Source organism: Glaesserella parasuis (genome assembly GCF_017352235.1).
GTDB classification, from domain to species: Bacteria; Pseudomonadota; Gammaproteobacteria; order Enterobacterales; family Pasteurellaceae; genus Glaesserella; species Glaesserella parasuis.
The window spans coordinates 298,542-312,706 of sequence record NZ_CP071487.1 but is presented as its reverse complement, the minus strand read 5'-3'; the positions used below and the strand labels follow the sequence as shown (position 1 = coordinate 312,706).

Sequence of the window (14,165 nt, the reverse complement as noted above, 5' to 3'; positions counted from 1 at the left end):
TTTCGTTATATTCTGTTTTCTAATGAAAAAATCTGCTTATTTAGAATTTCATCAATTTTGGCTCGTTCCAACCCTGAATTTATCAAAGTGAGTTCTAACGTTTTCATTTGTTGTTTAAATGCTTCTTTTGCTTTATGTACATTTTCAGCAATAAAATCAGCATTGAGATCGCTTTCGATACGATAAAATTTAATGTTGGAAACACAAGGATAAAACCAATCAAATTTAGCAGTTAAATCCTGAATAGCAATAGTGCCATGTGCTTCACTAATACCTTCTTTCCCCAAATAAACACTTCCTTGTAGATGTTCAAAACCGTGTTTTTCAAGCGTATTTCGAATATCGTAGTAAGCGTTATTATGGGTATTTCCATGGTAATTATCTTTTAGACAATTTGTATCCATATCAAAAGTGATTAGGTATCTACTCATATTCAATTTCCAATAGTTAGATTTTATCTAAAATGTTTTTTGATGATAATTAGGACATAATCAACGCAGTTTTCAACGGTATCATCACCATTTAACTTTTGAGCCTGTATTTCGAGTTTTCTTTCGTAGATATACACCAAAAGGGCGTGTTGCCACGCCCTTTGTAGGGACGCAGTGCCTGCGTCCGTGGACACACGCAGTGTGACCCTACCCGTAAATTACTTGTTGTCTTTCACTTCTTCAAACTCAGCATCTACCACGCCGTCATCTTTTTGACTTTGTTGGGCTTGTTGCTGACCTTGTTGAGCCTGAGCTTGACCTGCTTGGATTAACGGCTCGGACGCTTTTACGAGGGCTTCGATTTTCGCTTCGATATCCGCTTTATCTTCACCTTTCGCTGCTTTTTCTAATGCCGCTACCGCTTCTTCGATCTTCGCTTTGTCTGCATCCGCAAGGTTGCTACCTGCTTCAGCGATCTGTTTACGGGTTGAGTGAGCAATCGCATCCGCTTGGTTGCGAGTTTGAACTAACTCTTCAAACTTACGGTCTGCTTCTGCATTCGCTTCCGCATCACGCACCATTTGTTCGATTTCAGCATCGCTTAAGCCTGAAGAGGCTTGGATCTTAATTTGTTGCTCTTTACCTGTGTTCTTATCTTTCGCAGACACATTAATAATACCGTTTGCATCAATATCGAATGTGACTTCGATTTGTGGCATACCGCGTGGTGCAGGGTTAATGCCTTCAAGGTTGAACTGACCTAATGATTTGTTATCAGAGGCACGTTTACGTTCACCTTGTAATACGTGAATGGTTACCGCACTTTGGTTATCTTCCGCCGTTGAGAACACTTGCGATTTTTTCGTTGGGATCGTGGTGTTTTTCTCAATTAAAGTTGTCATTACGCCACCCATTGTTTCGATACCTAATGATAACGGGGTTACGTCTAACAATAATACGTCTGTTACATCACCGGCTAATACGCCACCTTGTACAGCCGCACCGATAGCCACCGCTTCATCTGGGTTTACGTCTTTGCGTGGTTCTTTGCCGAAGAAGTCAGCCACTTTTTTCTGTACTAATGGCATACGGGTTTGACCGCCAACTAAGATCACATCGTTGATCTCAGATACGCTTAAACCTGCATCAGCTAACGCCACTTTTACTGGCTCTAATGAGCGGTTTACTAAATCTTCTACTAATGCTTCTAATTTCGCACGGGTCACAGTTAATACTAAGTGTTTTGGACCTGTTGCATCTGCGGTGATATACGGAAGATTTACTTCGGTTGATTGTGCTGATGAAAGCTCAATTTTGGCTTTTTCCGCAGCTTCTTTCACACGTTGCATTGCCATTGAGTCATTGCGTAAATCGACGCCTTGCTCTTTTTGAAATTCTTCAACAAGGTAGTTAATTAAACGGTTGTCGAAGTCTTCACCACCTAAGTGAGTATCACCGTTGGTTGCACGCACTTCAAAGGTTTGTTCGCCATCTAAGTTATCAATTTCGATGATAGACAAGTCGAATGTACCACCACCCAAGTCATACACTGCAACAATTTGGTTTTCTTTTTTAGAGTCTAAACCGTAAGCTAATGCCGCTGCTGTTGGTTCGTTGATGATACGTTTAACTTCTAAACCTGCGATACGACCTGCATCTTTAGTTGCTTGACGTTGAGCATCGTTAAAGTAAGCAGGCACAGTAATAACCGCTTCAGTCACTGATTCACCTAAGAAATCTTCTGCAGTTTTCTTCATTTTTTTCAATACTTCCGCAGAGATTTGCGGTGGAGCCATTTTTTCGCCTTTTACTGATACCCACGCATCGCCATTGTCCGCTTTGGTAATCTCAAACGGCATAATTTCAATGTCACGTTGTACTTCAGAATCAGTAAAACGACGACCGATTAAACGTTTAATGGCAAATAAAGTATTTTTCGGGTTAGTGATCGCTTGGCGTTTTGCTGGCTGACCAACTAAGGTTTCTTTGTCTGTATACGCAATGATTGACGGAGTAGTACGCGCACCTTCTGCATTCTCAATTACACGTGGTTTGTCGCCATCCATTACTGCAACACAAGAGTTGGTTGTACCTAAGTCAATACCGATAATTTTTCCCATAATTTGATTCCTCTAATATAAATTTGGTTGTTTGTTTAAGTTAGCTACAAGATTGTGCTTTTTCGCTACATTTCAAGAGCAATTCAAACATTTTTCAAAAAAGAAACGGGAAGTTGTGCTACGTTCCCGCTCAGACGGAACAATAAATAGGGATAAAAATGTGGGCTTCAAGGGGAAAACTAAAAAAAATTTAAAAAAATGTGTATTAACACACACACTATTTCTCACTACGGCACAATCACCGTAAACACATAAGCCGCCATATTAACCAAAAGCACTACGCCATAAAGCATATTCGATTTGCCGTGATTAAGAGAAACCATCACAACGAAAGCGGACAATGCCAGTAGCACCATTGATTTCCAATCTAAGCCTAACACCATATTAATATCAAATAGTAAGCAGACGATCACAACAGACGGAATAGTTAAACCGATACTGGCTAACGCTGAACCTAATGCTAAATTCACACTGGTTTGTAATCGGTTACGGCTGGCTGCGGTCAATGCTGCCAAACCTTCAGGCATCAAAACAACAGCAGCAATAATCACCCCGACTAAAGATAACGGCGCACCTGCAGCAACCACCATTGTTTCAATCGCAGGGGAAAGCCCTTTCGCCAACATTACAACGACACCTAAACAGATCACCAATAGCAATAAACTGACTAATGCTACTTTAGTCGAAGGTGGCTCTGCGTGATGGTTTGGATTATCATCATCGGCTAAGAAATAATCACGATGACGCACGGTTTGCATCATAATAAAAGAGAAATATAAAACGAGTGACGCAATCGCAACAAATACCAACTGAGAGCTGGTATAAGTCCCCCCTGCCGAGCTGGTTGTGAAATTAGGCAAAATCATTGTTAATACCAAAATAGACACTAAGGTCACTAAAGCGGTACTCACTGATTTTTTATGGAAAAATTGAACGTGATGTTTAATGCCGCCAATTAATAAGCAACCGCCTAAAATCCCGTTTAAAATCAACATAATTGCTGCAAATACCGTATCTCTCGCTAGATAGGTAGCATTGTCACCGCCTGCGATCATCAGCGACACAATTAATGCCACTTCGATAATCGTAATGGCGAGTGCTAGAATAATAGTACCAAACGGCTCTCCAACTTTATGTGCCACGACTTCTGCGTGGTGAACCGCAGAAAGCACGCTACCAATCAATAACGCACCGCCCCCAAGTTGTAGCCAAATGTTCTCTTTCACGCCAACAAAATAGATAGCCCAAGCTGCAAGCGGTAAGATCACCGACCAAATTGGCAAAGGGGAATGGGAATGTGTTGCCATAATGTCTTCTCCTTTATTTTTATCGTTTAACAATCCTGCTCTTTTGTACTCATAATCTCAATAATTTGTCTATCCATATAGACCATACTTTTTGTCGCAATCGCACATAGGTTATTGATTGATTTATCAACGCTATGTTCCACGATACCTTCATTGCCGGTCACTCGGCTATTATCTAACGCCATTAACACCGCTTTGTAGGCAGATGATACCCCTGTTGAAACTTTCATCGCACAGCTATTTGCCGCCCCATCACACAATACACCGCTGATGTCGCCGATCATACTGCAAATCGCCATACTAATGGCGTTAAAATTACCTTTCAGCAAATATGCCATACCTGCCGCACTGCCCATTGCCGCCGTAGTCACGGCACAAAGAGCGGATAGTTTTGGTAATTTACTGTGAATATAGATCGCAATAGTATGAGAAAGAAATAACGCACGGATCAGTTGCTCATCATCAGCATTCACAAAGCGTGCCACAATCACTGACGGCATTGTTGCCGCAATACCTTGATTGCGCGATCCAGAATTGCTCATCGCAGGCAACAACGCACCGCCCATTCGAGCATCTGACGCTGTCGTGGTTTCAATCACAATACGTGATAATAAATCATCAGACATCAAGCCAAGTTCAATCTGTTTTTTCAAAGTTCGTCCGATATGCAAACCATACTCTTTTTCCAAACCTTCTTTAGATAACGCAGAATTTAATTTAGCCGCTTCGGCAATAAAGGCAATCTGTTCAAGAGGAACTTCCATCGCAAATTGATAAATCTGTTCGGCGGAAAGTTGATTGAAAAAGTGATAATCGTCTGCTATTTCAACCGCTTGCGTTTGTTGCTGGAACAACACTTCCCCATTTTTCTCAATCAACACCACATTGGTATGGGTATCTTGAATACAGACTTTGACCCAACCCGTTTCGCCTAACAACAAGGCTTCCGAGTAAAGCGGAAAATCCACATTTGCAATATCTACACTCACTTGGTTTGCATCTAACATCGCTTTCGCTTTGGCGACATCGTCAGCTTGAATATGTTTCAACACTTCCAAACCTGCCGTTGCATCACCTGCAATCGCCCCACAGCCGCCACAATCGGCAATCCCACCATACCTGTTCCAGGTACGGTAACCCCCATACCGTTTTTCATTAAATTTGGGGACACTTTAGCCTGAATTTGAACAGGCTCACTGCCCAAATGTGATTTCGCAATCGCAGACGCTAACGCCAACAAAATCGGCTCGGTACAACCTAGTGCTGGGGCAACATCTCGTTTCACAATGGCGATTAATTGTTCTGCAAATTCAAATTTATTCATTCTTTTTTCTCTTTAGTAAAATTTCTCTCTATTCTAACCGCTTATTGCATAATCAAAAAGTAACTTTTTTCACTTGTCTTTAGTTGAATAAAAATGCATTATTTTAATATAATTATTCATTATGATAATGTTTGAATTTATTTTTTATAATTATCACTTGAACGCAAACGTTTGCTCTAGTAAACTTAGCCGCCTATTCCTGAGTAAGAGATTAGGCAGCTTGCAAAATGACAGCCAAAAATTTCAATAATTAGGAGTACATATAATGTTTGAACCTGCCATTTTAGTTCTTGCCGATGGTTCTGTGTTTCACGGAAAATCTATTGGTTATCAAGGACATACCATTGGTGAAGTGGTCTTTAATACCGCAATGACGGGCTACCAAGAAATTCTCACCGATCCTTCATACACTAATCAAATTGTTACATTGACTTATCCACATATCGGTAATACAGGAACAAATAGCGAAGACGAAGAAGCAGATAAAGTGTATGCTGCAGGTTTAATTATTCGTGATCTTCCCCTTATTCATAGTAATTTCCGTGCTAACTCTTCGCTTTCTGATTATCTGGTTAAACATAAAATCGTTGCAATCGCCGACATTGACACACGCCGTTTAACTCGTATTTTGCGTGATAAAGGCGCACAAGCAGGCTGTATTTATGTCGGTGATGATGTGGCTAAAGCCCTTGAACTTGCCAACAGTTTTGGCTCAATGGCTGGGCAAGATTTAGCCAAAGAAGTGACCTGTAAAGAGCTGTATCAATGGACGGAAGGCGAATGGCAACTTGGCAAAGGTTATGTGCAACAAACCACCCCTGAATTTCACGTTGTCGCTTACGATTTTGGCGTAAAACGTAACATTTTAAGAATGCTTGCTGAACGTGGCTGTCGTATCACCGTTGTGCCAGCAACAACTTCTGCAGAAGCGGTATTAGCCTTAAATCCGGACGGTATTTTCCTATCTAACGGTCCGGGTGACCCAGAGCCTTGCACCTATGCGATTACCGCTATTCAAAAATTATTGGCAACCAAAAAACCGATTTTCGGCATCTGCTTAGGACATCAGTTACTCGGATTAGCCGCTGGTGGCAAAACGAAGAAAATGGCATTCGGACACCACGGTGCAAACCACCCTGTGCAAGATTTAGACACACAAAACGTGCTGATCACCAGCCAAAACCACGGTTTTGAAGTTGATGAAGCCAGTTTGCCAGCTAACGTTCGTGTCACCCACCGCTCACTCTTTGACGGCACAGTACAAGGCATTGAACTCACCGATCAATCCGCATTCTCGTTCCAAGGACACCCAGAAGCCAGCCCAGGCCCGCACGATGTGGCATACCTGTTTGACCGCTTTATTGATGAATTGAGAAAGGTGAAAGGGTGATAAGCGGTGAGATTTGAAGGGAAATTTGCAAAATCTTGTGAAAAATGACCGCTTAGTATTCAAGTCCCCTCCCCTGCAAGCGGGGGAGGGGACTAAATAGTGGCGGATATTAAAAGACAACCAAATTCAACAACAGAGAAAAAACTATGCCAAAACGTACAGATATAAACACGATTTTAATTATTGGTGCAGGTCCGATTGTGATTGGGCAGGCGTGTGAATTTGACTACTCAGGGGCGCAGGCGTGTAAGGCGTTGCGTGAAGAAGGGTATAAAGTGGTGTTGGTGAACTCAAACCCAGCAACCATTATGACCGATCCGAATATGGCGGACGTGACCTATATTGAGCCGATTGAGTGGCGAACGGTGGCGAAAATCATCGAAAAAGAGCGCCCTGATGCGATTTTGCCGACAATGGGCGGTCAAACGGCATTAAACTGTGCTTTAGATTTATCTCGCAATGGGGTGTTAAAACAGTTCAATGTTGAGCTGATCGGGGCGAGTGAAGATGCGATTGATAAGGCGGAAGACCGTGGTCGTTTCAAACAAGCGATGGAAAAAATCGGTTTGTCTTGCCCGAAATCTTTTATTGCTCACACCCTTGAAGAAGCCTTGAAAGCACAGGAAGCGGTCGGTTTCCCAACATTAATTCGTCCATCATTTACAATGGGCGGTTCAGGTGGCGGTATCGCTTATAACCGTGATGAATTTTTAGCGATTTGCGAACGGGGATTTGAAGCGTCACCAACCCACGAACTCTTGATTGAGCAATCTGTTTTGGGTTGGAAAGAGTATGAAATGGAAGTGGTGCGTGATAAAGCGGACAACTGCATTATCGTCTGTTCGATTGAGAACTTTGACCCGATGGGCGTGCATACGGGCGACAGCATTACCGTTGCACCTGCACAAACTTTGACCGATAAAGAATATCAAATTATGCGTAACGCTTCTTTAGCCGTGTTGCGTGAAATCGGCGTGGATACAGGCGGTTCAAACGTGCAATTTGCGATCAACCCTGAAAACGGCGAGATGATCGTAATTGAAATGAACCCACGTGTGAGCCGTTCTTCTGCTCTCGCTTCTAAAGCGACAGGTTTCCCGATTGCAAAAGTCGCGGCGAAATTAGCGGTGGGTTATACCTTAAATGAACTACGCAACGATATTACGGGCGGTTTAATTCCAGCTTCTTTTGAACCAACCCTTGACTATGTCGTGACCAAAATTCCACGCTTTGCCTTTGAAAAATTTGCGAATGCGGACGACCGTTTAACCACACAAATGAAGTCAGTGGGCGAAGTGATGGCGATGGGAAGAACTTTCCAAGAGAGCTTACAAAAAGCGTTGCGTGGCTTAGAAACGGGGATTTGTGGTTTCAACTTGTTATCGGAAGAGCCTGAAAAAATCCGTCGTGAACTGGCAAACCCAGGCCCGAACCGTATTCTTTATGTTGCCGATGCCTTTGGTGCAGGTTTTAGCTTGGACGAAGTACATCACTATTCAAAAATCGATCCGTGGTTCTTAATTCAAATTCAAGATTTAGTGCAAGAAGAGCTTGCCCTTGAGAAAAAACAGTTAAGCGATTTAGATCGTGAAGAATTGCGTCGTTTAAAACGCAAAGGCTTCTCGGATAAACGTATCGCTCAGCTCACCAAAGTCAGCGAAAAAGCGGTGCGTGATTATCGCCATACCCTTGGTATTCTGCCGGTTTACAAACGTGTCGATACCTGTGCGGCGGAGTTTGCTTCTGATACGGCTTATCTCTATTCTACTTACGAAGAAGAGTGCGAAGCGAACCCGTCGGATCGTAAAAAAGTGATGATTTTAGGCGGTGGTCCAAACCGTATCGGACAAGGGATTGAGTTCGATTACTGCTGTGTTCACGCTTCCCTTGCCTTGCGTGAAGCTGGTTATGAAACCATTATGGTGAACTGCAACCCTGAAACCGTTTCGACGGATTTTGATACATCTGACCGCTTGTATTTCGAGCCATTAACGTTGGAAGATGTGTTGGAAGTGGTGCGTGTAGAAAAGCCGTGGGGCGTGATTGTTCACTATGGCGGTCAAACGCCGTTAAAACTGGCGAATGCTTTACACGAAAACGGTGTGAACATTATCGGTACATCAGCAGACAGCATTGATGCGGCGGAAGACCGTGAACGCTTCCAAAAAATCCTACACGATTTGAACCTAAAACAACCGGCTAACCGCACGGCTCGCAATGCACAAGAAGCGGTGGTATTGGCAAATGAAGTGGGTTATCCGTTGGTGGTTCGTCCATCTTATGTACTTGGTGGACGTGCAATGCAAATCGTTTATAACGATGAAGAATTGAACAAATATATGCGTGAAGCGGTGTCTGTGTCTAACGACAGCTCGATCTTACTCGACCACTTCTTGAACAATGCGATTGAAGTTGATGTGGACTGTATCTGTGACGGTGAAAACATGGTAATCGGCGGTATTATGCAACACGTTGAACAAGCAGGGATCCACAGTGGCGACTCGGCGTGTTCTCTACCTGCTTACTCATTAAGCGGTGAGATCCTCGATGAAATTCGCAGACAGACTAAAGAAATGGCGTTTGCTCTTGGGGTTAAAGGCTTAATGAACGTACAGTTTGCGGTACAAAATGATGTGGTATATGTTCTTGAAGTAAACCCTCGTGCCAGCCGTACCGTGCCGTTTGTGAGTAAAGCGACAGGTCAGCCGTTAGCCAAAATCGCCGCACGAGTAATGGCAGGGGAAAGCCTTGCGGAACTCAATGCCCTTGAAGAAGTGATCCCACAAAAATACTTCGTCAAAGAAGCAGTGTTCCCATTCATCAAATTCCCAGGGGTAGATACGATTTTAGGCCCTGAAATGCGTTCGACAGGGGAAGTAATGGGTGTAGGAGAAACCTTTGCCGAAGCCTTCTTTAAAGCACAGCTAGGCGCAGGGGAACGTATTCCAAGAACAGGAAAAGTGTTCTTATCGGTGGATAACAACGACAAACCTCGCTTACTCGATGTGGCAAAACGTTTACAAGAGCAAGGCTACGGCTTATGTGCAACCTTAGGCACGGCAAAATTCTTGCGTGAGAACGGCATTGCGACCCAAATCGTGAATAAAGTGCGTGAAGGCAGACCGCATATCGTAGATGCAATTAAAAACGGCGAAATTGCGATGGTGATCAACACTGTAAACGGTGAGCCTGAAGTGATTGCCGACAGCCACTCAATCCGCCGTACCGCACTGCAACAACGTGTGCCTGTCTATACCACGATTGCAGGAGCTGATGCGATTTCCTATGCCGTTGAACATATCAACGAGTTCGGGGTTTATTCGGTGCAGGAGTTGCATAGTAACTAGATTATAAAAAGAAGAGCTTGAATATACTTTACAAAACTAATGTTATTCAAGCTCTTTACTAATCTATTTAGACAGATTATTAATATGGATATTAGGCATAGTACACAATTTTAATAAATAATACCCCAATACAGCTGAAATCCCCGAGCCAATTAAGATACCTAAACGAGCAAGAGAGATAAATTGGCCGTCAGCTTCGTCGCCACCAAAAGCAAGCCCAGCCAAGAACATTGACATTGTAAAGCCGATACCACAAAGGACAGACACAGCGAAGATCTGTTTAAAATTAATTCCCTCAGATAACTGTGCGATACCCAATTTCACGGCAAGGAAACTAAAGCTAAATACACCTAAGGTTTTACCTACTAATAAACCTAACGCAACCCCCATTGTAAGCGGTGAGAATAATGTGCTTAAGCTCATTCCTGCTAAAGATACACCAGCGTTTGAAAAAGCAAATAGCGGTAAAATCACAAACGAACACCACGGTGCAAGGAGATGTTCAAAATGGGCCAATGGTTCTTCTCCATTTTTACCTTTTAGTGGAACGCAGAAGCCAATAATTACCCCCGCTAATGTTGCGTGAACCCCTGATTTTAATACTGAAGCCCATAAAATTAATCCAACGACCATATAAGCACAAATTGCCGTAACTCGCATTCGGTTCATTATAATTAAAACAGCAATTGCAATGGCTGCTGAAATCAGGGCTGTGGTACTTAATTCGTGAGAGAAAAAGATAGCAATTACGACAATTGCCCCCAAGTCATCAATAATCGCTAATGCGAGTAGGAAAATTTTCAAAGCAAATGGCACTCGTTTGCCGAGTAATCCTAAAACTCCAAGTGCAAATGCAATGTCTGTTGCCATCGGAATCGCCCAACCTTGCTGAAATTCTGGCGAATCACTATTAATCAATGTGAAAACAAGAGCTGGTACAATCATTCCCCCTAATGCACCAATAGCGGGGAAAATTGCACGTTGGTAGTTAGAAATTGCTCCAACCATCATTTCACGCTTCACTTCTAGCCCTATAAGGACAAAAAACACAGCCATAAAGCCGTCATTTACCCACATTAATAACGGTTTATAAATACTGAATAAGCCAATCTGGATACTGACTGGCATACTTAAAAAATCAAAGTAGAGGTCTTTCAAGGGGGTATTTGCAAACAGCATTGCAAACATTGCAAAAGTGAGCAATAAAATACCGCTTGCAGACTCTAGTTGTAAAAATTTTCGGATATGCTGGATCATTATGTTAACCTCTTGTTATGTAAAATTCGTCAATCTTTCTTAAATCTTTTTTCCTTTTAACAAAATCAGCGTGTAAGATCAAGGCGAAGCGGGCAGATACTGCAGAAAATTTGTAAAATTTGTTTGATCAACTTCACGAAAAGTAGCCATCAAGGATTTGAATTTATGTTTGGGTAAATTTATAGATTAACCTTGATCTTTTTGATATTTATCGCTAAAATTGCGACTCTTTTTTATGATCCTCATTTTGGCTTATAGTCAATTTTTAATTTTTAGGTAGATAGCAAATGAAACGTACATTTCAACCATCTGTATTAAAACGTGCTCGTACTCACGGTTTCCGTGCTCGTATGGCAACTAAAAACGGTCGTCAAGTATTAGCGCGTCGTCGTGCTAAAGGTCGTAAAAGCTTATCTGCATAATGGCAGATAAGTCAGCCAAAACACTCAGTGTGAATAAGCTAACTTTTCCTCGGGAGCTACGTCTGTTAGCTCCCGTTCAATTTAAAGCGGTTTTTGAACTGCCTCTCCGTGCTAGCACACCTCAATTAACCCTTTTATCTCGCCAAAACGATATTGAACACGCTCGAATTGGTCTTACTGTTGCTAAAAAGCATCTAAAAAGAGCCCACGACCGCAATCGTATCAAACGCATTGTGCGAGAAAGCTTCCGCTTGAAGCAACATCAACTTCCTGCTTATGATTTTGTCTTTGTGGCAAAAGGCGGAATTGGTAAACTAAGCAACCAAGAATTATTTGAAACCTTGGATAAACTATGGCAACGCCACATTCGCCTCGCTCAGAAAGTACAACAGGAACAACATCAAAACTAAGCCCTTTGGCTTATGTAATGCTCGCCTTTGTGCATTTTTACCGCTATGTCATTAGCCCATTAATTGGACCACGCTGTCGTTTTTATCCCACTTGCTCTACCTATGCGTTAGAAGCGGTTAAAATTCACGGTGCCATAAAAGGTGGCTGGCTTGTGCTAAAACGTATTTTACGTTGCAATCCATTGAACGAAGGGGGGGAAGATCCTGTTCCGCCGAAGTGTAATTGCGGTAAAAAACATAAATAATATTGTAGGTCGGGCAGTAATGCTCAACTTAATCTATCTTGCCCAATACCAACTTACCCGCAAAACGTTGCGTTAATTGATTTTGAAACAGTTCTACTTGTGTGGGGTTAATCGCTAAGATTAATTCCACCTTATCACTAAATTGTTGCTCAAGTAGCTCAATATCCCGTTCCGCAATCAAATGTTGAATCGTATTAAATTGTTCATATTCACACTGCAAGCGGTAAGATTTACCTAAAACTTTGCGAATTTTTTCGACTTGCAATAGCCCCTGTTGTACACCATTGCCATAGGCTTTAACGAGTCCGCCCGTGCCGAGCAAAATCCCGCCGTAATAACGAACCGCCACCGCACTGATTTCCCCCAAGCCTGAACCTAGCAAGTAATTAAGCATTGGTTTACCAGCTGTCCCTGAAGGTTCTCCATCATCAGAAAAGCCATATTGCTGTGAATCATTCGGCTGCCCTGCAACCGTTGCCCAACAATGATGTCGAGCATGCGGATGTAAAGCTCGTATTTCAGCCCAAAAGGCTTTGGCTTGTTCCATTCCTTCTGTATGGCGAATGTAGGTAATAAAGCGACTTTTTTTGATCTCTTCTTCAAAGATCACTTCTGCTTTGGGGATAAAAAATTCCATATTCTCAACTGATTACTTCATAGAGTTCCATCATACTTTAAATGATGAGATTTGATAAATCTCTTTCAAATTGTTAAAAAAATGTGAAAGTCATCATGTTTTTAAGAGAAAACGTTTGCATAACAGAAAAAAGTCGAGTATATCTTATATCGTTTTCCTATTTGAGTTATAGGTCAAACGCAACATCTTACTTTTCCCAATCCTGAATTTTTAGAGGAAATAGACATGAAAAACTTTTTTAAATTATCGTTAGTTGCAAGTTTAGCAATGGGTTCTATGGCAGCTCACGCAGAGGACAAATTCGTCACTATCGGTACTGGTGGTCAAACAGGCGTTTACTATGTAGTGGGTCAATCAATCTGCCAATTAGTAAACCGTGACACAGCAAAAACCAATGTGAAATGTAATGCGCCATCTACAGGAGCATCTGTTGCAAACTTGAATGCGATTGCCGATAAACAGATGGAAATGGGTATTGCACAATCTGATTGGCAATATCATGCTTACAACGGCTCAAGCTCATTTAAAGGCAAGAAAAACGATAAATTACGTGCAGTTTTCTCAATTCACCCAGAACCATTTACAGTCATGGCTCGTACTGATGCCAAAATTGCTAACTTTGATGATTTAAAAGGTAAACGTGTGAATGTGGGTGACCCAGGTTCAGGTACACGTGCAACGATGAACGTTATTTTAGCGGCAAAAGGTTGGACAGATAAAGAGTTCAAAGTAGCTTCTGAATTAAAACCAGCAGAAATGGCATCTGTAATGTGTGATAACAACTTAGATGCAATTACTTATAACGTTGGTCACCCAAACGGTGCGCTAAAAGAAGCGGCAGCATCTTGTGATGCACATTTAGTGCCAGTAACCGGCGAAGCGATTGATAAATTAGTGGCAGATCACTCTTATTATGCAAAAGCAACGATTCCGGGCGGTTTATATAAAGGTACCGATAATCCGGTAGAAACCTTCGGTGTGTATGCAACGCTTGTGACTTCTGCGGATGTGGATGCCGATCGTGTCTATACTGTGGTGAAAGCGGTATTTGATAACTTCGATCGTTTCAAACGTTTACACCCTGCGTTTGAAAACCTAAAAGAAGAAGAGATGATCAAAAATGCGCTCTCTGCGCCATTACATGAAGGTGCAATCCGTTATTATAAAGAGCGTGGTTGGATGTAATTCATCCGTTTCTAATATTAAGGCAGGAGTAAATCACTTCCTGCCTTTTGTCGTTTTCATCAAGCGGTCAGATTTGGCTGATTTTTTGCA

At 42.2% G+C, this 14,165-nt stretch carries 11 protein-coding genes and 1 pseudogene; 6 read left to right on the top strand and 6 right to left on the bottom strand.

Annotated features, from left to right (window positions below; genetic code table 11):
* Nucleotides 1-5 precede the first annotated feature (5 nt).
* The 4 genes and pseudogenes from J1G47_RS01630 to J1G47_RS01615 form a co-directional block, all read right to left on the bottom strand.
* A complete protein-coding gene (locus J1G47_RS01630) occupies nt 6-431 on the bottom strand; it encodes a virulence-associated protein VapD (RefSeq protein ID WP_010787163.1) in 426 nt (141 codons plus the stop codon).
* Nucleotides 432-649: 218 nt separating this feature from the next.
* On the bottom strand, nt 650-2,551 hold the full coding sequence (gene dnaK / locus J1G47_RS01625; protein WP_005711820.1) for a molecular chaperone DnaK: 1,902 nt from the start codon (nt 2,549-2,551) through the stop codon (nt 650-652).
* Between the two features lie 227 nt (nt 2,552-2,778).
* Nucleotides 2,779-3,858, bottom strand: a complete 1,080-nt coding sequence (locus J1G47_RS01620) for a calcium:proton antiporter (protein ID WP_005711822.1) — start codon at nt 3,856-3,858, stop codon at nt 2,779-2,781.
* A gap of 26 nt (nt 3,859-3,884) precedes the next feature.
* A pseudogene (locus tag J1G47_RS01615) lies at nt 3,885-5,182 on the bottom strand (L-cysteine desulfidase family protein).
* Between the two features lie 265 nt (nt 5,183-5,447).
* On the opposite strand from J1G47_RS01615, the gene carA reads away from it, so the two are divergent.
* Nucleotides 5,448-6,572 (top strand): glutamine-hydrolyzing carbamoyl-phosphate synthase small subunit, encoded by a 1,125-nt coding sequence (carA, locus tag J1G47_RS01610; protein WP_075605647.1) that lies wholly within the window; start codon nt 5,448-5,450, stop codon nt 6,570-6,572.
* A 146-nt stretch (nt 6,573-6,718) separates the two neighbouring features.
* Entirely contained in the window at nt 6,719-9,919 is a 3,201-nt protein-coding gene (gene carB / locus J1G47_RS01605) for a carbamoyl-phosphate synthase large subunit (RefSeq protein WP_207326707.1), read from the top strand.
* A 63-nt stretch (nt 9,920-9,982) separates the two neighbouring features.
* Here the strand turns inward: carB and nhaA are convergent, their stop codons facing one another.
* Entirely contained in the window at nt 9,983-11,176 is a 1,194-nt protein-coding gene (gene nhaA, locus J1G47_RS01600; protein ID WP_016528436.1) for a Na+/H+ antiporter NhaA, read from the bottom strand.
* A 287-nt stretch (nt 11,177-11,463) separates the two neighbouring features.
* Here nhaA and rpmH point away from each other — a divergent pair, with 287 nt between their 5' ends.
* The 3 genes from rpmH to yidD are packed head-to-tail and all read left to right on the top strand — an operon-like array spanning nt 11,464 to nt 12,253.
* Entirely contained in the window at nt 11,464-11,598 is a 135-nt protein-coding gene (rpmH, locus tag J1G47_RS01595; protein ID WP_005599701.1) for a 50S ribosomal protein L34, read from the top strand.
* Nucleotides 11,598-12,008, top strand: a complete 411-nt coding sequence (rnpA, locus tag J1G47_RS01590) for a ribonuclease P protein component (protein ID WP_010787170.1) — start codon at nt 11,598-11,600, stop codon at nt 12,006-12,008. The genes rpmH and rnpA overlap by 1 nt, the downstream gene beginning before the upstream one ends.
* On the top strand, nt 11,951-12,253 hold the full coding sequence (gene yidD / locus J1G47_RS01585; RefSeq protein ID WP_035492232.1) for a membrane protein insertion efficiency factor YidD: 303 nt from the start codon (nt 11,951-11,953) through the stop codon (nt 12,251-12,253). The genes rnpA and yidD overlap by 58 nt, the downstream gene beginning before the upstream one ends.
* 28 nt (nt 12,254-12,281) lie before the next feature.
* Here yidD and J1G47_RS01580 read toward each other — a convergent pair whose 3' ends face one another.
* The gene (locus J1G47_RS01580) at nt 12,282-12,890 is read right to left on the bottom strand and encodes a YigZ family protein (RefSeq protein ID WP_005711836.1); all 609 of its coding nucleotides are present in this window, start codon (nt 12,888-12,890) and stop codon (nt 12,282-12,284) included.
* Between the two features lie 225 nt (nt 12,891-13,115).
* Here J1G47_RS01580 and J1G47_RS01575 point away from each other — a divergent pair, with 225 nt between their 5' ends.
* Entirely contained in the window at nt 13,116-14,075 is a 960-nt protein-coding gene (locus tag J1G47_RS01575) for a TAXI family TRAP transporter solute-binding subunit (protein WP_005711837.1), read from the top strand.
* Nucleotides 14,076-14,165 lie beyond the last annotated feature (90 nt).

Excerpts from the sequence above, each read along its gene's own strand:
- J1G47_RS01630 (WP_010787163.1), bottom strand. The coding sequence starts at position 431 with ATGAGTAGATACCTAATCACTTTTGATATGGATACAAATTGTCTAAAA.
- dnaK (WP_005711820.1), bottom strand. The coding sequence starts at position 2,551 with ATGGGAAAAATTATCGGTATTGACTTAGGTACAACCAACTCTTGTGTT.
- J1G47_RS01620 (WP_005711822.1), bottom strand. The coding sequence starts at position 3,858 with ATGGCAACACATTCCCATTCCCCTTTGCCAATTTGGTCGGTGATCTTA.
- carA (WP_075605647.1), top strand. The coding sequence starts at position 5,448 with ATGTTTGAACCTGCCATTTTAGTTCTTGCCGATGGTTCTGTGTTTCAC.
- carB (WP_207326707.1), top strand. The coding sequence starts at position 6,719 with ATGCCAAAACGTACAGATATAAACACGATTTTAATTATTGGTGCAGGT.
- nhaA (WP_016528436.1), bottom strand. The coding sequence starts at position 11,176 with ATGATCCAGCATATCCGAAAATTTTTACAACTAGAGTCTGCAAGCGGT.
- rpmH (WP_005599701.1), top strand. The coding sequence starts at position 11,464 with ATGAAACGTACATTTCAACCATCTGTATTAAAACGTGCTCGTACTCAC.
- rnpA (WP_010787170.1), top strand. The coding sequence starts at position 11,598 with ATGGCAGATAAGTCAGCCAAAACACTCAGTGTGAATAAGCTAACTTTT.
- yidD (WP_035492232.1), top strand. The coding sequence starts at position 11,951 with ATGGCAACGCCACATTCGCCTCGCTCAGAAAGTACAACAGGAACAACA.
- J1G47_RS01580 (WP_005711836.1), bottom strand. The coding sequence starts at position 12,890 with ATGGAATTTTTTATCCCCAAAGCAGAAGTGATCTTTGAAGAAGAGATC.
- J1G47_RS01575 (WP_005711837.1), top strand. The coding sequence starts at position 13,116 with ATGAAAAACTTTTTTAAATTATCGTTAGTTGCAAGTTTAGCAATGGGT.